The organism is Nocardia sp. NPDC001965, assembly GCF_053594175.1.
Window position 1 is genome coordinate 535,579 of sequence record NZ_JBSFDZ010000002.1, and the last position, 20,567, is coordinate 556,145.

The 20,567-nt window shown below is 67.4% G+C and carries 19 protein-coding genes; 10 read left to right on the forward strand and 9 right to left on the reverse strand.

Annotated elements, in window-relative coordinates; all coding sequences use genetic code 11:
- Positions 1-277: 277 nt before the first annotated feature.
- The 5 genes from ACWCPQ_RS06390 to ACWCPQ_RS06410 all read left to right on the forward strand — a co-directional run bounded on the left by ACWCPQ_RS06390 (position 278) and on the right by ACWCPQ_RS06410 (position 4,903).
- Entirely contained in the window at positions 278-1,531 is a 1,254-nt protein-coding gene (locus ACWCPQ_RS06390; RefSeq protein WP_449895446.1) for a glycosyltransferase, read from the forward strand.
- Between the two features lie 93 nt (positions 1,532-1,624).
- Positions 1,625-1,975 (forward strand): lycopene cyclase domain-containing protein, encoded by a 351-nt coding sequence (locus ACWCPQ_RS06395; protein ID WP_449895448.1) that lies wholly within the window; start codon positions 1,625-1,627, stop codon positions 1,973-1,975.
- The gene (locus ACWCPQ_RS06400) at positions 1,972-2,304 is read left to right on the forward strand and encodes a lycopene cyclase domain-containing protein (protein ID WP_449895449.1); all 333 of its coding nucleotides are present in this window, start codon (positions 1,972-1,974) and stop codon (positions 2,302-2,304) included. The genes ACWCPQ_RS06395 and ACWCPQ_RS06400 overlap by 4 nt, the downstream gene beginning before the upstream one ends.
- Positions 2,301-3,890: an FAD-dependent oxidoreductase gene (locus tag ACWCPQ_RS06405; RefSeq protein WP_449895451.1), complete on the forward strand. Its 1,590-nt coding sequence runs from the start codon at positions 2,301-2,303 to the stop codon at positions 3,888-3,890. Before ACWCPQ_RS06400 ends, ACWCPQ_RS06405 begins: the two co-directional genes overlap by 4 nt.
- Positions 3,887-4,903: a DUF5914 domain-containing protein gene (locus ACWCPQ_RS06410; protein ID WP_449895453.1), complete on the forward strand. Its 1,017-nt coding sequence runs from the start codon at positions 3,887-3,889 to the stop codon at positions 4,901-4,903. The genes ACWCPQ_RS06405 and ACWCPQ_RS06410 overlap by 4 nt, the downstream gene beginning before the upstream one ends.
- 294 nt (positions 4,904-5,197) lie before the next feature.
- On the opposite strand, the gene ACWCPQ_RS06415 is transcribed toward ACWCPQ_RS06410, so the two are convergent.
- Positions 5,198-5,677: a nuclear transport factor 2 family protein gene (locus ACWCPQ_RS06415; protein WP_449895455.1), complete on the reverse strand. Its 480-nt coding sequence runs from the start codon at positions 5,675-5,677 to the stop codon at positions 5,198-5,200.
- Positions 5,678-5,779: 102 nt separating this feature from the next.
- Here ACWCPQ_RS06415 and ACWCPQ_RS06420 point away from each other — a divergent pair, with 102 nt between their 5' ends.
- Together ACWCPQ_RS06420 and ACWCPQ_RS06425 are read left to right on the forward strand one after the other, a co-directional pair.
- Positions 5,780-6,322 (forward strand): TetR/AcrR family transcriptional regulator, encoded by a 543-nt coding sequence (locus tag ACWCPQ_RS06420; RefSeq protein WP_449895457.1) that lies wholly within the window; start codon positions 5,780-5,782, stop codon positions 6,320-6,322.
- Between the two features lie 216 nt (positions 6,323-6,538).
- Positions 6,539-6,790 (forward strand): cold-shock protein, encoded by a 252-nt coding sequence (locus ACWCPQ_RS06425; protein ID WP_449895459.1) that lies wholly within the window; start codon positions 6,539-6,541, stop codon positions 6,788-6,790.
- 70 nt (positions 6,791-6,860) lie between these two features.
- Here ACWCPQ_RS06425 and ACWCPQ_RS06430 read toward each other — a convergent pair whose 3' ends face one another.
- Both ACWCPQ_RS06430 and ACWCPQ_RS06435 read right to left on the reverse strand, forming a co-directional pair.
- Positions 6,861-6,986, reverse strand: coding sequence for a hypothetical protein (locus ACWCPQ_RS06430; RefSeq protein WP_449895461.1), 126 nt, complete (start codon positions 6,984-6,986; stop codon positions 6,861-6,863).
- Between the two features lie 25 nt (positions 6,987-7,011).
- Positions 7,012-9,000, reverse strand: coding sequence for an AfsR/SARP family transcriptional regulator (locus ACWCPQ_RS06435; RefSeq protein WP_449895463.1), 1,989 nt, complete (start codon positions 8,998-9,000; stop codon positions 7,012-7,014).
- Between the two features lie 106 nt (positions 9,001-9,106).
- Here ACWCPQ_RS06435 and ACWCPQ_RS06440 point away from each other — a divergent pair, with 106 nt between their 5' ends.
- Positions 9,107-9,982 carry an alpha/beta fold hydrolase gene (locus tag ACWCPQ_RS06440; RefSeq protein WP_449895465.1) on the forward strand — a complete coding sequence of 292 codons (876 nt, stop codon included), beginning with the start codon at positions 9,107-9,109 and terminating at the stop codon, positions 9,980-9,982.
- Between the two features lie 56 nt (positions 9,983-10,038).
- Here the strand turns inward: ACWCPQ_RS06440 and ACWCPQ_RS06445 are convergent, their stop codons facing one another.
- On the reverse strand, positions 10,039-10,464 hold the full coding sequence (locus tag ACWCPQ_RS06445) for a hypothetical protein (protein WP_449895467.1): 426 nt from the start codon (positions 10,462-10,464) through the stop codon (positions 10,039-10,041).
- A 287-nt stretch (positions 10,465-10,751) separates the two neighbouring features.
- Positions 10,752-11,423, reverse strand: coding sequence for a TetR/AcrR family transcriptional regulator (locus ACWCPQ_RS06450; protein ID WP_449895469.1), 672 nt, complete (start codon positions 11,421-11,423; stop codon positions 10,752-10,754).
- A gap of 226 nt (positions 11,424-11,649) precedes the next feature.
- Here ACWCPQ_RS06450 and ACWCPQ_RS06455 point away from each other — a divergent pair, with 226 nt between their 5' ends.
- Entirely contained in the window at positions 11,650-11,961 is a 312-nt protein-coding gene (locus ACWCPQ_RS06455) for a hypothetical protein (RefSeq protein WP_449895471.1), read from the forward strand.
- A complete protein-coding gene (locus ACWCPQ_RS06460) occupies positions 11,958-12,719 on the forward strand; it encodes an SDR family NAD(P)-dependent oxidoreductase (protein WP_449895473.1) in 762 nt (253 codons plus the stop codon). The genes ACWCPQ_RS06455 and ACWCPQ_RS06460 overlap by 4 nt, the downstream gene beginning before the upstream one ends.
- Positions 12,720-12,853: 134 nt before the next feature.
- Here the strand turns inward: ACWCPQ_RS06460 and ACWCPQ_RS06465 are convergent, their stop codons facing one another.
- From ACWCPQ_RS06465 to ACWCPQ_RS06480, 4 genes are all read right to left on the reverse strand, one after another.
- Positions 12,854-14,152 carry a hypothetical protein gene (locus tag ACWCPQ_RS06465; RefSeq protein WP_449895475.1) on the reverse strand — a complete coding sequence of 433 codons (1,299 nt, stop codon included), beginning with the start codon at positions 14,150-14,152 and terminating at the stop codon, positions 12,854-12,856.
- Positions 14,153-14,156: 4 nt separating this feature from the next.
- Positions 14,157-15,356, reverse strand: coding sequence for a hypothetical protein (locus ACWCPQ_RS06470; protein WP_449895477.1), 1,200 nt, complete (start codon positions 15,354-15,356; stop codon positions 14,157-14,159).
- Between the two features lie 61 nt (positions 15,357-15,417).
- On the reverse strand, positions 15,418-16,602 hold the full coding sequence (locus ACWCPQ_RS06475) for a hypothetical protein (RefSeq protein WP_449895479.1): 1,185 nt from the start codon (positions 16,600-16,602) through the stop codon (positions 15,418-15,420).
- A complete protein-coding gene (locus ACWCPQ_RS06480) occupies positions 16,599-20,567 on the reverse strand; it encodes a discoidin domain-containing protein (protein WP_449895480.1) in 3,969 nt (1,322 codons plus the stop codon). Before ACWCPQ_RS06480 ends, ACWCPQ_RS06475 begins: the two co-directional genes overlap by 4 nt.

Here is a 20,567-nt window from a genome sequence, read left to right on the forward strand (position 1 = left end):
GGTGACCGCTGATGGGTCATGAGCGGTTTCACCCGGCGGCTTCGGCTGACGGTGGCCGGGATGTCGAACCCGAGCTCATGTCGTGGGTGGGCCGTTCGAAGCTGTCTCGTGAGCTCGTCCCCTTTCGAGTGGCGGTCGTGGCGGACCTCGCGACCGACCAGCGAGTCGGTGCGGGTGATCTCGGTTTCTCTGTGGCATGGAGGATGACCAGCGAAGGAACTTCGGCATGGCGCGATATCTGTTGGCAGCGACTCCGATACCTGGACACATCGGACCCATGCTTGCACTGGCTGTGGAGTTACAGCACCGTGGACACCAGGTGCGCTTCCTTACCGGCTCGTTGTTCCGCGAGACCGTGACGGCGCAGGGCATTTCCTGCGCCGATCAGGTGATCGAGGCACCGGCTGTACCGGTCCGGCGCGGGGGTCGGGCGCCCGGTCTGCTCGGGCGTTGGCGCACCGGACGCTCGGAATTGCGCGCGGGCTACCTCGATCCGATCCCCGGGCAGTATCGTGCGCTGGCCGACGAACTGGAGCGCGTGCAGTTCGATGCCGTGTTCGTCGATGTGATGTTCACCGGCGCCCTACCGTTGCTGCTGTCCGATGCCGCCCGCCCGCCCGTGCTCGCCTGCGGGGTCGTTCCGCTGATGCTGTCGAGCACGGACACACCGCCGTTCGGTATGGGATGGCAACCGCAGCCGGGCCGTGACTACACCGCAATGAACTGGTTCGTTCACCACGTATTGTTCGGTGCCGGCCAACGGCGACTCGATGCGATACTGCGCGAATTCGCCCTCGGCCCGGCGCCGGAATTCTTACTCGATTGGCCGGTTCTCGCAGACCGGCTCCTGCAATTCACGGTGCCCGGTTTCGAGTATCCCCGTAGCGACCTGCCGCGATCGGTGGTGTTCACCGGACCGATACCGATCAACATTTCTCGACCGATGCCGCCGACAGGGTGCGATGGCGAGCGGGGTGCGACGAAAACCGTGGTGCACGTGACCCAGGGAACGTGGGACAACGGTGACCTCGATCAGCTGCTCCGACCGACTGTCACAGCGTTGGGCGAGCGAACCGACACGGTGGTGGTGGCATCCACCGGGGGCTCACGGGCTCCGCTCGCGCCGATCCCGGCGAACACGTGGGTCACCGATTTCGTGTCCTACTCCGACCTGCTCCCGCGCGTCGATTTGATGATCACCAACGGCGGATACGGCGGCGTACAAGAGGCTCTCCGCCACGGTGTTCCTCTGATCGTCGCCGGTGACAGCGCCGATAAACCGGAAATCGCGGCACGGGTCGCCTATACCGGGGCCGGAATCGACCTGGGCACTGCACGACCACAGTCCGAGTCGATAGCGGCGGCAGTCGACCAGGTACTGGCCAACAGCCGATACCGTTCGGCGGCAGCATGTTTGGCGCGCGAGATCGCCGCGTTGTCGCCGTTCGACATCATCTGCGATATCCTCGCCGATCTCGGCGCCGATGGGTCCCGGTCCGATATCGGCTCGTCGCCGAGCGGGAAGCTCTGATGAGCACGGCGAGTACGGAGCCGCCCGCCTGCATCCGACACACCGGCACCTGCCACTGCCGACGAACCGCGTGCACACCACTGAGGAGCCCGCATGGATCACTGGCACTACCTGCTCGCGCTCTCGGCCTGTCTCGCACCGACGGCACCGCTGGAGGTTTTCGGTGCCGGCGTTTATCGGCGTCCGCGGTTGCTTCTGGGTGCGTTGTGGCCGGCCGCCGCGCTGTTCCTGGCGTGGGATCTGGTGGCGATCGCGGCAGGTGTGTGGGACTTCGACGACCGATACATCCTCGGAGTGTTCTTACCCGGTGCGATACCGCTGGAGGAGTTCCTGTTCTTTCTCGTGGTGCCGATCTGTGGTCTGCTCACCTTCAACGCGGTCGAGACGCTGCTCGCGTTCCGGAGTCACCGGCTCGACAGGACCGAAAACGCGACCGGGCGATGAACTTCACCGGAGTCGGATACACGCTGCCCGCTGTTGCCGCTGTGATCGTCGTATGTGTCGCCGAATCGGCGTTGCTGCACACCGGACTGTTCCGGCGGCCGGCCTACTGGTTGACCATGCTCACCGTCCTGGGTTTCCAGATTCTGGTGGACGGCTGGCTCACCAGGCTCGACGCACCGGTCGTGGTGTACAACCCGGACCATGTACTCGGGCTCCGGTTTCCGTGGGATATTCCGGTGGAGGATTTCCTGTTCGGATTCGCCCTGGTGACCGCGGTACTGCTGGGGTGGGAACACACACGACAGCGTCGGACAGGCCCGCGGCCATGACCATCGGACGGCTCGGATCCCGGCCGGATCGGCGGCGCGTGCACTTCCCGGAATCACCCGGCCATCGGGATTTGAGCCGTTGCGGGGCACCGCCCCGGGTGGTGGTCGTCGGCGGCGGAATCGCGGGTCTGGCGGCCGCGACAGGTTTGGCCGAGCGAGGCTGTCGGGTGGAGGTCGTCGAACAGAAGAGTTACTTGGGCGGGCGCGTGGGCGCGTGGAGCGAGCGACTCGACGACGGCACCGTCGTGGGCATGAACCGCGGCTTCCACGCCTTTTTCGCTCAGTACTACAATCTTCGAAAGTTGTTGCTGCGCGGCGATCCCGCGCTGGGTCGGCTGCGCCGACTGGAGGACTATCCGCTCGTCGACGCCCACGGTCGCCGCGACTCGTTCCGCGGCTTGCCGCATACCCCGCCGTGGAACGCGCTCGCGTTCGCGCTGCGCAGCCCCACCTTCGGGCTACGTGACCTCGCCCGGATGAACGCCCGTGCCGCCGCGCCGCTGGCCGCGGTGTCGGTGCCGGATATCTACGCGCGCCTCGATCACCTCGACGCCGAGAGTTTTCTGCGCGGTATCAACTTTCCGGTGGCTGCGCGGCATTTGGCGTTCGAGGTGTTCTCCCGGAGCTTCTTCATCGATCCGCAGCGGATGTCTGCTGCGGAGTTGGCGATGATGTTCCACATCTACTTCCTCGGGTCCAGCGAGGGGCTCGTCTTCGATGTCGCGCGGGATAATTTCGACATCGCCCTGTGGGCGCCACTCGCGGAATATCTGAGCGGGCCGACCACGTCGACGCGGCCGGGCACCGTAGATTTCCATATGGGCGTGACCGTCGACCGCATCGACACCGAAGGCGAAGGTTTCCGGCTGGCCGACAGCGCCGGAGCGACCTCGCGAGCCGATGCGGTGGTGCTCGCCACCGATATCGCCGGTCTCCGCAATATCGTCGCGGCATCACCGACGCTCGGGGACGACCGATGGCGCGCACAAGTGGCCGCACTGGCCCTCGCCCCGGCCTTCGCGGTGCACCGACTCTGGCTGGATCGCCCGGTGCGCGCCGAGCGAGCGTGTTTCCTCGGCACCGGCGGTACGCCGCCACTCGACAACATCAGCGTCCTCGATCGCTACGAACAGCAGGCCACGAATTGGGCCCGGGACAACGCCGGCAGTGTTGTCGAACTGCACGCCTACGCGGTGGCCGATACGACACCACCGCCCCGGGCGCGAGCAGAACTGCGCAACCGATTGCTCACCCGGCTCCACTCGATGTATCCGGAGACCGCGGAGGCGAAGATCATCGGGGAGACCATGCTGTGGCGCCAGGACTGTCCCCGCTTCTCTCCAGGAGATTTCGCCGCCCGCCCGGGTATCGCCACCCCGAACCCACGGCTGGTACTCGCCGGCGACGGCATCCGGGTCGATCTGCCGGTGGCGTTGATGGAACGGGCCGCGACGACCGGCTGGATGGCGGCCAACACCGTGTTGCGCCAGTGGGGCGCGGCCGGGCACGACCTCTACACGGTTCCGGTCCGGGGGCGCTCGGCAGTCCTGCGCACCCTCGCTACGCGTGAAAGGCGACTGCGATGAACCCGCGCCCTGGTTCGATCGGGAAGTGGCCGCAGAGCTCACCGCTACAGCGGTTCTCGCCGCAGCGGTGGTCGCGGCAACAACCGACGTACTCGGACGCCGATCCCCGCTTGATCGAGGCCGCGCTGCGCTGGTCGCAACAGCGCCCTTCGGGTAACTGGTACGTCCTCGCCGCGAGCACAGCGATCCGCCGCGGCCACCCGTTCGGTGTGCGGGTAGGGGGCCGGGAGGTCGTGGTCTGGCGCGACCGAGGGGGCAACCTGCACGCGGGCCCTGGCGCGTGCCCGCATCTGGGCGCGTCCCTGGCGACCGCGCGGGTCGACGACGATGCGCTGATCTGCCGCTGGCACGGTTTACGAGTGGGCGATAGAAGCAACAGCACGCGGTGGCGCGCCTACCCGAGTTTCGACGACGGTGTGCTGGTCTGGGTGCGGCTGGACGCGCTGGGGGCGGAAGTGCCGACCGATGCGCCGATCATCGGTCCACGTCCCGCCGACGCCAGAGTTCATGCGGTGACTCGGCTCGTGGGTGCGTGCGAACCGCGCGACATCATCGCCAACCGGCTCGACCCGTGGCACGGTTCCTGGTTCCATCCGTATTCGTTCGCTCGCCTGGACGTGGCCCGGACTCCTCCGCGCGACGGGATCACCGAGGAGAATCACCAGTTCCTGGTGGACGTGACATTCCGGGTGACCCGCCGACTCGGTGTGCCGGTCCGCGCCGAGTTCGGTTGCCCGGACCCCCGCACGATCGTGATGCGCATCGTGGACGGTGAAGGGGCGGGCAGTGTCGTCGAAACACATGCCACCCCGATCGGTGTCGATTCCGCCGGTCGCGCGCGCACCGCGGTCGTGGAGGCGACCATCGCCAGTTCCGAACGACCGGGGTTCCGACACGTACACCGGTTGTTGCCGCTGGTGCGCCCGGTTATCGGCCGCGCGGCGGCACGGTTGTGGCGCGATGACATGGCCTACGCCGAACGCCGGTACCTGCTACGGACGAATCGACCATGAGTACATCTCCGCCTCGAGCGGCGGTCGCTTCGCCGTCGACGCTCGGCCACCGCCGCAATTCCCTCTTCGCCTGATACCTGTACAGTCCGGCAATCCAGGACCTCACCGAGCAGACCCGGAAAATCCGGAGTCGCTCGCGACGGGGAAGGCGACCGGTCCTTCGAAAGCGCGTGTCCGGCCGCTTTCACAACCAGACGGATCGAATATCCCGCCGGGGTGAAGAAGTCCTTCCACGTCTTCGTATCGGCGGATTTCGACGTCGCGACAATGGTTGCGGTGCAAGGGTCGGTGTCCTCATCGGGAGCCTGCCGCCAGCGCAGTGGCCAGGTCGTCGAGTCGACCGAAGGCGCGAGCGAAGCCCACGTGGTCGCTGTAGTCGCGGGATTCGACGATGCGGCCATCGCGTACTCGCACCACGAAGATGCACGGGATCGAGAAGGGGCGATCGTTCGCCGAACCGACGTAGCTGAATTCGTAGACGACCACCTCCGGGTCGGCGGTTTCGTAGACCTGCCCTGTCGGCTCGAACCGTTCTACTCCTGCCGTTCGGGCCGGCCCCTCGGCGAAGTGGTTGCGTATCCGGGCACGGGAGCGCAACGGTGTGTCGCCGAGGGGGGCGAAGGGGTGCCGGACATCGGTTTGTTCCGCGTACAGGCCGGCGAGATGATCCAGTTGTGCCTGTTTCTGCTGCTCGGTGAGGTTGCCGGAAACCAAGCGGCTGACCCCTGCGGCGACAGCGCGGACGACATCGGCTGGTGTGGACGGTTGTGGCATGGTGTTTCCTGACTTGATCGGAGTCTGGACTTCGGTAAGCGTACCGAAGTCCAGACTCCGGTTAAAGTGTTCTGCGAGCCCGGGAGTGGAAGGAGGTCCTGAATGCGCCAGGACGCGCGGGAGAACCGGGAACGGATCCTGACCGCGGCCGAGGAGGTATTCGGTTCGCACGGGGGCTCTGGATCGACCGAGGAGGTGGCCCGGCGGGCCGGTGTCGGTATCGCTACAGTCTTCCGCCACTTCCCCACCAAGGAGGAATTGATAGAGGCTGCCCTGCTGCGACATTTCGATCAGCTCACCGAACGCGCCAACGCGCTCGCCCTCGACGCAGACCAGGCCGTGGCATGGCGCACCCTGGTGCGGGCGATGATCGAAACCGGCGCCACGAAATTGACACTGGCCTCGACACTGGACGACCACGGGAGGCTTCCGCGCAGTGCCGCCACCGCATCGAACCGGCTGAAGGTCGCGGTCGGCGTGGTCCTCCTGCAGGCGCAGGAGACCGGCGCGGTGCGCCCTTCGGTCACGGTCGAGGAGGTTTACCTGCTCATCCGCGGGCTTGCACAAGCGTCAGCCACGATGTCGGTGCAGCCTGCCACCCTGGATCGTGCCATCGACGTCGTGCTCACCGGGCTATCGCGGTGACTGCGCCGACGTGCAGCCCGATCCGCCGGACACGTGAGCCGACGTCGAATTCCCGCCGATATGAACGGCGTCTACGCATGCTGATCGGCATTGTGGTTCACCGATCGCAGCGTCCGCGGTCCCACTCCGGTCGAACCTCGACGTTCTGCCGCCGAAGAGCCCATCCGACCACCGCGCCGGAACGAATTTCTCCCGCGTCGAAGTAAGGAGACCGCGATGGCACACGGCACGGTGAAATGGTTCGACAGAGACCGGGGCTTCGGCTTGATCGCCGCCGCCGACGGTGGACCTGATCTCTTGGTGGAACGAGGTGGCGCACCAGCCGGGGACGAGGTACTCCGCGCGCAAGAAATCGTCGCATTCGAAATCGTCGTCGGACCGAAAGGCCCGCAGGCAGTCGACGTGCGCGCCGGAACTGCCACTGACCTGGCCGAGCGCCAGCGACGGGACCAACTGGCGCTTCGATGACCCGCGCGCCGATCGCCACACCCTGGTACACGGTGGACGCGTTGGATCCGGACGCATCCACCGAATGGCGTCAGCCGCCGAGGACCACCTGGTCGTTCGGTGCCAGCGGAGTCGGAAACGCGGCCTTGCTGTGCGAAAGGCCCATTTCCAGAACGAGTTCGCGCATCTTGTATGCCGCGAACCCCGGATCGATCATCGATACCACCGACGTCGGGTGACGATCATCGGAGGCGGCGAGACAGGTGCGATGAGAGTTCGTCGAGATGGTTTCGCACGGGTCCGAGGTCGAGCAATCCGCTTTGTGCGGTGGTCTCGGTGGCGGCGGGCGCGAGCTGTGCGTGGGCTCGACGCATGACCTCTGCGTCGTCGACGGCGATCGCGGCCTGTGCGATGACAACCCACAGGGCTTCGAACAGCAGGTCTCGTGGTGGGGACTCGATTCGGCGCAATACGGTTCGCGCGTGCTCGATTTCGCCGCGGGCCGCGAGCAGGGCCGGACGTACCCACGGCGCGTAGGGACCCCACCCGATGTCGGGGTCCATGGCGGCGATCCTGTCGACGTCGTTGTGGCGTAGGTACAGGCATAGCCGCGCCAACGGTGTCAGTCCGCGCTCGAGTCCCGGCATTCCGGCACCGGTCAGGGTGGCGGCTGCCGATTCGTAGGCGCGTTCGGCGACGTCGAGAGTGTCGGTTGTCGCGGCGCGCAGGGCGCGGTACCAGGTGGTGAATACGTTCACCAGGGGCAGGGCGTGACGGCGGGCGAGACTGTCGGCGGCCTCGGCGTGCCGGTCGGCACCGGCCGGGTCGGCCAGGGCGCACCGGGTTTGCAGCCGGATGAGATGGCCGAGCACTTCGTAGGTGATCAGGTTGTTCCGAGTGGCGATCGAGAGAACTTCCGAGCCGAGTACATCGCGTTGCCGGGCCAGGCCCGCCCGGTGGAAGCTCTGCATGAACACACCGTTGAGTGCGAACCCCAGCAGTGCCGGATCGTGCAGCCCACGGGCGATCTGTTCGGCTCGGCGAGCCGCGCGCAGCGGCCGCAGCCCGGATTCTGTCGGGTGTTCCCGCGGTAGCGTGCCACGTGATTCGACAGCGATCGTTGCCAGCAGCCGGGCACGGTTGGCATCGTCGCGTTCGGGGAGTCGGAGCAGCGTCCGTTCCGCTGTCGCTACCAGCCGTTCGGCCTGAGCCGGGTCGTCGGAGCGGGTCCAGATGGCGGGCACGTCGTAGATGCCGATCACCCGCGCGGTCAGCTCCGGGTCGCCGAGCCGGTCGGCGGTGGCCACGGCCGCGGTGCGGTTGCGGCGGGCGGCTTCGAGTCCGCCGCCACCGGTGACCGCGAGGTCGCGCATGAGTCCGGCCGCTGATCGCAGCCGGGCGCCGGCACCGGCCGGGACCGTGCTGTCGTAGGCGGCTCGCGCCTGCTGCCACACCTGGACGGTGGGGTCGGCCAGCTGCGTGTCCAGGTGTTCGGCTTGCAGAAGAAGGTCTTGTTCGAGCCGTTGCAGTTGCGGTCCGGGGTCGATGCCCAGGTGTTCGGCCAGCATCCGCCGGGCGCGGCCGACGACAGCGAGGGCATCGGCCTGGCGGCCCGCCCCGTACAAGGCCGTGGCAAGAAGGCGCCATGCGTCTTCACGCCACGGGTGTTCGGCGACGTGGGCATCGAGATCGGGTACCGCTGCCGCGGCCGCGCCGAGCGCCAGCTGCGCTTCGGCGCGCCGTTCCACTGCCAGTAATCGCTGCTCGGTGAGCCGTGACCGTTCGGCTTGCGCCCACACCTCCTCGGCGAAGTCGGCATAAGGGGGTCCGTGCCACCAGGTCAGCGCATCGGTGAGCACGGCGAAGGCCTCGGGCGCGGGTAGGTGCCCCGCCGCGCGGACGGTGTCGTCGAATCGCCAGGCGTCGACCGCATCGGGTGCGGGCCGCAGGGCGTATCCCGGACCTTCGGTGACGAGCAGCTGAGCGGGGGCGCGTGGTGGGCGGTCCGGTTCGAGTGCGCGTCGCAGCCCGGCGACGAAGGTGCGAAGGGCGCCGACGGCGTCGGCGGGAGGTTCGTTCCACAGATCGTCCACCAGCCGGGCGACGGGGACCATGCGGCGCCGGGCCACGATCAGCCGCGCTAGCACCGCCCGGTACCGCGGCCCGCGCAGCGCGACCGGTTCCCCGTCGGCGTCGTACACGGTCACCGGCCCCAGCACCTGAAAGCGCATCAGCCCAATGTAGTGGGCGTTCATCGGATGCTCATTGCACCGGCACAGTCTGGTCCCCGAGCCGCCGGACAGGCGGAACCCCGCGAGAGAAGGAACCCGACAGACGATGAAACCCACCTTGCCTGGATTCGACTACCACCGTGTTCCGGTCGCCGAAAATATCGCCCTCAACGTCGCGGTCGCCGGATCGGGCACCCCGATCGTGCTGCTGCACGGGTTTCCACAGACCCATCTGATGTGGCGCCACGTCGCTGCCGATCTGGCTGCCGACCACACCGTCCTGTGCCCGGACCTGCGCGGTTACGGCGACAGCGATAAGCCCGCCGCGGAAGCCGGCACCTACTCCAAACGCACCATGGCAGCCGATATCGTCGCGATGGCCGAGACCCTGGGCCATGATCGCTTCGCGCTGGCCGGGCACGACCGCGGCGCCTTGGTCGCGTTCCGCGCCGGACTCGACCACCCGGGTACGGTCACTCACCTCGCCTGCCTGGACGTGCTGCCCACACTGGATATGTGGGAGGTCATGCACGGCACCAGCGCGGCCGTCGGATTCCACCTGTATCTGATGGCGCAGCCACCCGGTCTGCCCGAGCAGATGATCTCGGCGAGCGCCGATGCGTTCTTCTCCTATTTCCTCGACCAGTGGACCAACGATCCGGCCGCGATTCCGGCCGATATTCGTGCGGCCTATCTGGCGGCCTGCCGTAACGCCGTCCCGTCGATCGTCGCCGACTACCGGGCCTCGGCCACCGTCGATGTCGACCACGACCGCGCCGACCGCGCCGCGGGTCACCGGCTGGCGATGCCCGTATCGGTTCTGCAGCAGGACTGGGGCGCGGCGCTGGGCTATGAGGCCACCGCATTGTGGTCGAGCTGGGCGCCCGACCTGGACCACCGCACCGTCACCGCGGGCCATTTCATGGCCGAGGAAGCCCCGTCCGATATCGCCACCGCGTTGCGCGACCTGATACGGCGCTGAGTTCGGGTGTCGGCCGGCCGCCGCGCCCCGTGGGTGGCGGTTGTCTCGGAGCCCGATCACCGCGCAGCGCTGTCCACTGACTCCGGTCGGGTGGTCAACAGCGTGCGCACCATGGCCGGTACCTGCAGATCCAGTTCTGTGGGTATCGGCCGGTCGGCCGTGAGATACCGCCGCACCGCGGCGTAAGGCAGGTCGATGACGGTGAGAACGATCGTCGCCGTGGACAATCCGGTTTCGTCGCGTAACGAGTGGACCAGCCGCCGGATCGCGGCAGCCCACCGGGCTGTTTCGGTGGCGCGCTCCTCGGCCGCGGCGGCGGGCCAGCTCTCGGGAGCGAAGAGGCGGACACCCGCGAGCAGGACCTGCGCGTCCAGTGGGGTGCTCCGGCACCACCGTACGATATGACCGGTGACCGCGGCGGCGGCCGCTACCGGATCGTCCTGCTCGAACAAGATATAGGCGTCCCGATGCAGGCGCCCCACAGCAGGGACTGTGCGTTCACGTGATCCAAACCGTGCAGACCCGGGCTCCACAGGCGGCCCGCTGACAGCGACCGGCGCTCCAGGCCCCGATATCGCGAGCACCCCGAACGCCGGGCCGCACGAGCCGGCGAAGTCACACCCACCCTGCCCACGACGCCCCCGCAACCGTCACTCGCGCCGAATGCGTCGCCGACAGCGGCCGCGCTGCGCACCGATCACCGCCGAACGGCAGCGACCGCGCCGTCCGCGACACCGGAGACTTTCCGCAGATGCCCAGGGTAGGTCCCCTACGGTTTCCTGCTACTGCCTTCCGATGACTCGCCGCCCTCCCGATGCTTCACTGCGCCGTATCGTGCCACCATGGTGAGCACCGCCTGATCCACGGCATTCTCGATCTCGGCAGGCCCGGGATTCCAGTCCACCAGCAGCATGCGGGGCCAGAAGACGTAGTCGGAGATCATTCCGAGAAACTGGGTCGCGGCGGTCACGCTGTCGTGCAGGTCGGCCGTTTCGGCGGCGCGCTCGGCTTCCAAGTAGCGGCGGACGGAATCGAAGTAGGGCATCTTGCCTGTCTGGAACAGGGTCTGGCCGAGTTCGGGAAACCGTGGCAGTTCGGCAATGACGATCCGGAACAGCGACGCCATACCCGGCCTGCTCAGCAGGGTGGCGTACCGGCGTCCGGCAGCGGTCAGACCGGCCCGCAGATCGCCCGGCCGCGGTGGCACATCCTCGCCGATATCGAGGTTCCAGGATTCTGTGACGATGGCCTCGAACAACGCCGCTTTCGTCGGAAACTGTTTGAACAGAGTGGCTTTCGAAACCGCCGCCGCTTCGGCGATACGCGACAGCGGGGTGCCGTCGTAGCCCGATTCGAGAAATAGGCGAGTCGCGGCCTCGATGATGGCGGTCCGCTTCTCGGCGGCGACGCGCTGGTGATACGTCGAGGGCGCGGTAGTCATGGCCCAAGTATGCCCCATATTGCGAGGCGAGTCACTTGACTCACCAAGGTGGACGATCTATCGTCAGCGAGGTGAGCTACTCGACTCACCTTCAAGGAACGATCGGAGGCCATATCGACCCCGCAATCGAGAACGCTCTCGCCATCACCCCGGCCTCACCGGCACGGGACCGCACCATCGACATCACGACCGTCGGCGCGCGGACCGGACGCGCCGACGGATCGAAGTGTGGTTCTACCGCGTCGACCGGCAGATCTACCTGACCACCCAACCCGCGCGACGCAGCTGGTACGCCAACATCCTCGCGAACCCGTCGTTCACGTTCCACCTCGAACACGGCGTGCGCGCGGATCTACCCGTCCGCGGGACCCCGGTTCACGATCCACGCCGGCGAGAGGCGGTGTTCCGGTCGATCATCGCCGACCTCGAACAACCCTGGAACCCCGCCGGTATCCCCCAGCCGGTCGAGCCGCTACCACAGTGGCTGGACGGAAGCCCGCCCATCCATGTCGAATTCACAGAAGGCACACCCGCATGACATCGGAAAAGATCGCACTGGTCACCGGCGCGAGCCGCGGACTCGGACGCAGCGCCGCCCTCGCGCTCGCGCACCGCGGAACCAAGGTCGTAGTGACCTACCGGAAAGGCGCCCAGGGCGCCACCGACACTGTCCGCATGATCCAGGAAGCCGGCGGCGACGCGCTGTCGATACCGCTCGACATCGGCGATATCGAAACCTTCGACGCCTTCGGCACCGAGCTGGTCGAACGGCTCCGCGACCGATGGCACACCGACACGCTCGACGTCCTGGTCAACAATGCCGGAATCGGGCTGTTCAACCCGATCACCGAAGTGACGGCGGCCGATTTCGACGCCGTGGTGAACACCAACTTCCGCGGGACGTTCTTCCTCATTCAGGCACTGATCCCCCATATCCCCGCCGGCGGGCGGATCATCAATGTGTCGACCTCGCTGACGCGTCATGCCAGCCCCGGAACATCGGTCTATTCGGCGTCGAAGGCAGCTCTCGAAGTCCTGACCCGCAGCCTGGCAGTCGAACTCGGAGCGCGCGGAATCCGCATCAACGCGGTCGCTCCCGGCCCGAGCGCCACGGACTTCAACGGCGGTGCCATGCGCGACGACCCCGGACTCCGCAGCACTCTCGCGGCGCACACCGCGCTCGGGCGCGTCGGTGAACCCGACGAGATCGGCGACGCCATCGCCGCGCTCGCCTCCGACGATATGCGGTGGATCACCGCCGAGCGCATCGAGGTCTCCGGCGGCTCCCTCATCTGAGGCCGCCCACCGATTCCGAGCACCGCAATCATCCGAAATAGCCAGAAAGGCGCATAGGTTCAACCGCTTTCGCAAAGTCCGCGCCCTGCAGAGGTTATGAGTCGCAGATCCGCGGCGGCCGGCGCGCGGCCGATTCACCCAGCAGCGAACGGAACCCAGGTGAGGGTGTTGTCGCCACCCCGGACACGGACCACGGCGTCGCGCTGCAGCGGGTAGGTGAGCGTGGCTTCCTTCGGGATCAGCAGATATGTCGAGGTCCCGACGAGCTCCAGGTGTGTCTCGTAGTGTCGGTTGTGGACCATCAGCATCCCGTCGGTTTCGGCGGTGAACTCGGTCGTGGCCGCGGTTTCGGCCGCACCGACGACCCGGATATCGACCTCGCGCAGGTCCAGCACGGATCGGGCGGCAATCGACCCGCCCGCTGCCAGGCGCAGGGTCCCGCGCAGGGTGACCGGGTCCGGAAGACGCAGCGTGGTGACCGAATAGGTCGCACCTCCGCTCAGCGAGACATTCGGGGTGACGACCCTGCCCGCGGTGACCGGCACGGTGAACTGTGCGCCCGATCTGTCGATGGTGAGGGCGGGTGCGGCGCCGCCGACCGTGAGCCGTTCCTCGGCGACGAGATCTTTGAAGCGCAGGCCCGGATCGCCGACCAGGACCATGGTGGTGCGGCTCAGGCGCAGCTCACCGGACGAGTTCGAGACGGTGGCGCGCAGGGTGAAACTGGTGGTGTCGGTCAGGTCCGGGGTTTCCCAACGGCGTTCGGAACTGACATCGATGCCCTGGCCGGATGAGCCGTAGAACATTTCGTAGGTGGCCGCAGATCCCTCCCAGGTCAGCGTGGTACCGGCGCCGTTGGCCACCGAAAGTTCGCGCGGACGGAAATTGCGGAATGTGAAACCCGAAGGAAATTTGACGATTTCGGCGGTTGTCGTCTTGGCGGTGTAACCCGAGGCGGTCGGTGCGGTGTATTCGACGATCTCGACCGGCACGGTGCCGGTGGCACTGTTGACCTGGACGTTCGAGAGGATGAGCCCGACGGTCCAGGTACTGTCGAAAACCGGTTCGTAATACGGTTCGAAGGTGACGATGCAGTATTCGCCGTCGTCGGCTTTGGACGCCGACCAGCCGTCGCCGTGGTCGGGGTCGGTGCCGCCCCGGACACTGGTACGAATACTCGCGACCGCATCGACGGATGCGATCAGGTCGTCCGGTCCGGTGCCGATCGGGATGCGGATCACGATCTTCTGGCAGTAGCTGTCGGCGGCGCCGCGGCCGACGGTGAAGCTCAGGGCCGCGAGCAGGGGATTGCTTCCCGAGCTCACGGTGAGTGGTTCGGGGACGGTCTCGGTGCTGAAGGACAGCAGCGGATCGGCGGATGCCGGTTCGGCCATGTGCTCGGCTCTCTGTGCGAGGAAATCGGCTGCGGACATCGGCTCAGCGTCCGAAGGGGATGAACAGTAGATGCCCCTGGGTCGCCGTCCAGGAGACGACGCTCCCGGCCCGATAGGGCAGGCATGCGGCGCTGCGCGTACCGACCGGGTGGACCCGGCCGTCGATCGTGATGTCCGGCCCGTAGTAGTAGTGGGTCAGGACCAGCAGGAATCCGTCGGTATCGCAGGTCCGGGACCCGGCCGAGGCGGCCGACTGCTTCACGGGCGCGCCCATCATCCGAATCTTGTTCGTACCGTTCCAGATCGCCGCACCCGGTGCGCTGAGGACGGCCGTGCTCAGGGTCGTCGTGGAGGCGAGCCCGACCGTATCGATCCGGCCGAGATATCCGGCGTCCATCTCGCGTACGGTGAGGTCCTGCGCCCGCAACTGGGCATCGGAGACGGCCTGACCAGGAGTGAGCGTGGTACTGCCGACCCGCACCGAGGCGTCGATATCCAGGGTCTCGGCGTGCAGATCCGTTTCGGCCACGATGACAACGGCATTGAGCGTATGCGTGATCGTATCGCCGTGTTCGGCGATGGTGGCCTGCAGCATGAAGGCGGTCACCGCGGTCAGCGGTGGTGAGGTCCAGCGCCGCCGTCCGTCGGCATCGACCGGGACGGTACTGAGATCGGCCGACCGGTCGTCCCAGTACATGCGGTAGGCGGCCGGGGCGCCGATCCAGCTGAGCGTGACCGGCGACCCGTCGGGAACCTGGATGGAATCGGGTGCCAGATCCTCGAAATGGAATCCCTTGGGGAATTTCGCGATGGCGGCGGTGGTCAGCTGCAGGTGCCGCCCACCTGCCGGATCCCCGAGATCGGTGATCAGTTCGACGGGAATATGCCCGCTACGGCCGCTGAGGCGGATGCCGCGCACGGTCACCGTGACCGGTGCGCCGGGTTCCACGATGATCGCCGGATCGGCCCGGCAGTCGAAGGATTCGACACCACCTTCGGTGCGCCGATCGATCGAGAAGTTCCCCGGCCCGGCTGTGGCCTGCGGCGGGTCGGCGGTCTCGGTGAGGGCGCCGGGTCCGGTGGCGAACCGGATCTCGAGACCGTGCACCGCGGCCGTCGCGTCCGCGGTGGTGAGGGTGACAACGAGATCGGCGGGTTCGGGGGCGTCGGCGGTGAGCACTGCCGGGACGGTCGTGACCGCTGCGGTCACGGTGCTGTCAGGGATACGCAGGTGAACGGTCATGACCGGAACTCCTTGGCCGAAGGACGAGCGCTGGGACACTGGATTGTCCGGAATGCCACCATCAGGACCGTCGCCCGAACGGGATCCAGCCGACCTCGATGCCGTTGCCGGCGAAAGTGATGGCGGTGCCCTGCGTCAGCGGTATCACCCCGGTCGAATTCGGCACCAGAACGCATTTGGGCAGACCGTAGACGGTAACCTCGCCTGACGCGTCGGTCTGGATTCGCAAGAATCCGTCGCAGGGTGCGGTGAACGAGGTGCCCTGGACGGTGCCGCAATTCCCGACGATCGAGAGCGGCGAATCGTCGGTGACCTCCATCCGGTCGGTTACCGTCAGATTCTGCGCGACGATCCGGCCTGCGGTCAGACTGTCCGGTGTACTCCCGGTGGCCTCGAGCGCGCCGTGCACGATCAATTCCCGCGAGACCGCGACGGTTGCGGCGGTGAAGGTGCCGCTGAAATCCGCACGCTCGGTGGTGACGGTGGTGACGCTGGTACCGGCGGCCACCTGCATCGCGGTTTCGGCGGTAACGCGCAGGACCGTATCCACACCGGAGGTGATGGCCACAGCCAGCGTCAGACAGCGGGATTCGAGTGAACCGTCGACCAGACCGAAACCTTGGATCATGAAGGCGGTCCGCTCCCGAAGCGCAGGGCTGGTCCAGCGGCGCAGCCCGTCGTCATCCGGTGCGATATGCGACAGATCCTCGAAGGTGTCGGCCCAGTACAGGCGGTAGGCGGTATCGCTGCCGCGCCAGCTCAGCGTGACAGTCTCCCGGTCGCCGATCTCCGTGCGATCCGCCGAGAAGTCGGATAGTTCCAGTTCACGCAGCGGCAGTGCTGTCACCTGCGCGGATCGGATCGCGAGCAGATCGTCGGTGCTCACATTGATCCAGAGTATTTCGATCCGCGTGAATGCCGCCGGCGACTGGAGCGACAGGTCCAGGATCGTCGGCGTGTCGCCGTCGTACAGCACCTGATAGCCGCCCGCCGGCAGATACCCACGCACGAAACAGCGTCCCCGCGGCCGGTGACCGCCCGCGGGATCGCCGAATTCGACCCGTAGCAGGAAGACGATCGCCGGTTCGGCGAAGGTGAAAGTCACTGTGTCGAACATCTTCTCCAGCGGTTCGTCGCTGAGGAAGTAGGTGTCCGGGTCGTCGTCGAGCATATGTTCGGGCAGATGGGGTGGTCTGCTGCCGAGGCTCGGGGTCACCGTGACCTCGACGCCGACATTCTCGGTCATATCGTCTCCTCCGCGGAAGTGGAGCGCAGTTGCAGATATCCGGCGCGGGCGGTCGGTAGCGGATCGTCCGGGTGGGCCAGGGTGTCGGCGGGCAGGATCGGATGGGTCGCCCACGACGCCACCGGCCCGGCGCTGTCGAACGGTTCGGCCCAGGTCCATTCGCCGTACCAGGCGGCAGGGCGGGGTAGAACGATGCCGCCGCCGTTGTCACCGGTCCCGGCCCGGAACAGCCGCAACGCCACCGGCTCGGCGGATGCGGCCGTCGGGATCAGGCGCACGCGGCGCGCCACGGTCGGCTCGGCGGGGACGAATACCAGCTCCTCCCCGGCCGGGACCACCGCCAGTCCGGTCCAGCTCGCACCATCGGTGGAGATCTCCAATCGTGCCGCTGGAAAGAGGTGTTCGCCGCTCACATCGCCGCCGTACAGCTCGATCATCCGGAGCGGCCGTTCGGCACCCAGATCCAGCTCGAACCAGTCCGCGGTGGTCGCGGCCCGGTCGCTGGTCCAGGCGGTGCCGAAGGAGCCGTCCAACAGTACGGCCAGTTCCGGATCACCCGAGGCCGGATGGGCGCCGTCCGGACCTACGGTGAACGAGGAGGTGATCCGTTGTGGTTCGGTCCGGACCGGGGCCAACAGCGGATCGAGCCGGAAGGCGGCGCGGATCCGGGACAGCGCGGCCTCGATGCGGTCGGCGGGCATCCGCAGCGCGACCGTCGGCAGGATGCCGGTGATCGCATGGACCGCCGCCTGTGGATCGGCGAGCAGGGTGAGCGTGCGTCGCACCGGATCCGCCGGTAGGCATGCGGGTAACGCCAGCTCGTCGCCGTTCCCGATCACCCGCAGATAACCCGAATCCGCCGGTGGCAGCACGGTATTGAGAACCGAGTAGGACACCTCATCGCCGGGTTCGGCCCCGGCGTAGTAGCCGATGAGTCCGTCGGACAGGCGATCCCGCTCCCCCAATCGCACCGGCCAGGTGAATGTCGGATAGTCCTCCTCGGGCGGATCCAGAATGTGGTCCCAGCCGGGCCGGGTCAGCGGCGGGCCACTGAGCTGCAGTTCGAGTTCGGCCGAGACCAGCAGCAGTGGGCGGCCGAGTAGCCGGGGCAGGCCGTCACCGACAGCGGTATCGTCACCGATGGTGTCCAGGGTCTGATCCACGAGGTCGAGCAGCGCCTCGAAATCGGCGGGGCCGTGCTCGAGGCAATGCTCGAGCAATGCGACCAGCAGCCGGGACAACTGTGGAAACCGTGCGGCGAAATCGCGGTCGTCCGGCCGGGCGAAAGGTGCGTGCGGCAGCGCATTCCACGCGAGGGTACTACCTCCGCCGACCACCCGTAATTCCCCGAGCCCGGCTCCGTCGGGTGCGTAGACCAGCAGGGTGCGGTCGATATGGTTGAGCAGCAGCCAGCCGACCACCGGGTCCTCGGAACCATCCGGCACCGGTTCCAACCGGACCCGGGCCGGATGCATCAGCCGGGGCGGGAGCTGGAGGAACCGTTCCGGTTCGGTCACCCCGTCTGCGATCGGGAGGGTCGGAACGACACTGGTGGCGCGGGCCGGATCGAAGGACAGATAGTTGTCGTTGGTGGCGTTGGTGACCTCGCACGAGCGCCCGAACCGGTCGATGATGCGCAGATCGCGGAAATACAGCTGCCCGGCCCGCACTGTCTGGAAACGGTCGATCTCGGAGGAGGTGCCGCCGGGCGCGCCGGGATCGGGGACGGTGAGCGGATCACCGTACAGCTTCGGATCGGTGAGCTCGGGTATGAGCTGGGCGGTGCCCGCCTGTTCCAGCAACCAGTCGTTGAACCCGTCCAGGGTCTGCGACAACAGGTCCATATCCTGGTACTGCGACCTCAGGTCCGCGAGCGCGGCGGTATCGGCACGCGGATAGGTGCGCTCGAAGCGGCGGACCTGCTCACGCAGCACATACGGGGCGGTCGGGGCGAGGAATGCTTTGGCGGAGAAAGGCATCCAGCGCAGATCCAGATATCCGCCGCCGGCCGGGGCGCCGGAGCCCAGCCATCGGTGGTCGGCATCGTCCAGTTCCCAGTGCCGGGCCCCGCCGGACTGGTAGGGCAGCGGGCACAGCCACAGTTCCCACTGCAGGTACATGGGTACCCACGCCTGCTGCCAGGGTGCGGTGTATTCGGCGACGGGACCGTCGAAGCGATCCTCGGCGGCCAATGCCTCCGACAGCACGCTGCCCGTCCCCTCCGGAGTGCGCACCGCCCAATCGAGCAGCGCGAATTCGGTCAGCAACGCTTTGCAGGCAGGCGGAAGCCCGGTGAGATCGGGGGCGTTACGTGCCGGTGGCCGCTGCCAGTCACCGTTGTGCCGGATTCCGGCGAGCAGATCGGCGGTGACCCGGCAGGGCAGTGGATCGTCGACATCGCGGGTCAGCGGATGCGAGGTGCCCGCATCCGCCACCACGACAACCGGCTCACCGGGCCGCCGGAACGGCGGGCGGCCGCTACGCCGCAACCGGGTGTGCTCGGGTAGCGGATGAGTCCGCACATAGTCGGCGACGGCCTGCTCGAGTTCCTCGGGGGTGCGGCCGTACGGTATCCGTGACCGCACCTCGGCCGTGCACGTGAGCAATTCGCTGACCTGCCGGGCCGGTCCGGATTCCTCCGGATCCAGTGCCAGCGCGGCCGCCTCGTCGAACCCTTCCGGATGCGCGACCCCGTCGTATTCCACCGGCCGGTACCGCAGCCACCAGATATCCCACAGATGTGCCCGGGCGCGGGCGAGTTCGGCTGCGAGCCGCTCGTACTCGGCCTGATCGGCATTCAGTCCCGCCAGCCACGACGGGGTGGGCGGCGGCTCGGTGGGGGTGCCCTCGGGCACCACCTCCCAATGGTGGCCGCCGTCGACACCCTCGAACCACGCCTCCCGGGTGGCCTCGGCCAGATCCACGTCACCGTCCGGGGTGCCGTAGGTATCGATGGTGCCCTCGAACAGGGCCCGCACCAGATCCCCGGTGCGCGCCGACCGGGACTGTTCGGCGACCAGCGCGGCGGCGGCCTCGGCTGTGCTCTGCCCGATGCCGACCTTCATCTGTAACGGGACCGGCCGCTTCGAGATCGGGGCCGCACCCTGCCACTTCCATTCAATTCCCAGGGCGGTACCGGAATACACGGTGCCGGTGGGCTCCATACCGCCGGGGACGGCCCAGTGCAGGGCTTCGGCGACGGCCGCGGTGCCGCTCGTATCCGGCGGGAGCAGGCCGGGGATGTGCTGCGCGGCGTACAGAATGTCGGATTCCCCGGTGCCGCGATCGGAGTACCAGCCGATCACTTGATAACTCAGCACGGTATCGGCCGCCCAGGTCGGTGGATCGTCGGGGTATTCGGGATCGGAGGTGTCCGGGCCCTGCGGCAGATCCTCGAGCAGATCGTGGAAGCAGAAGACGTTCTTGTGGTAGTTCGCGTAGGCGGCGAAGGCCGGCAGGCCGGGGCCGACGGCGGTCAGGAACAGGTCCCGCGCAGGCGGTTCGGCCCACGGGCCGTCGCGTAGATCGTATCTTCGGCCTATCGAATCACGTTCCGGAGCACCGATTTCCCCGTCTGCTCTGCGTGTGGTGAGGTAACGGCTGGTACCCCGGCCGTATCCGGCGTCGGCCCGTTCCAGATAGTCGCTGTGCACCACCCAGCCGGCCACACTCGGCGTACCGGAATTCCCGGAGTAACGCACCACGAGCCAGCGATTGGGCACCAGCGGGAACGTCGTCTCCCCCGTCTGCGGATCGTAATGCCCGGCGGCGAGGGCCTCGGGCAGTTCCCACTGCACCTGCACCCCCGGCGTCACCTGGTGTCCGGTCGGATTCTCGACCGGGCCGGTGCGGTCGATCATCTTCTTGAAGTCGAGCTGCCAGAGCTGGAACGGCTCACTGAGACGGACCAGTCGATTGACCACCAGGGTGTGCAGCCGGATGGGCACAATGAGATCGTCGCTCAC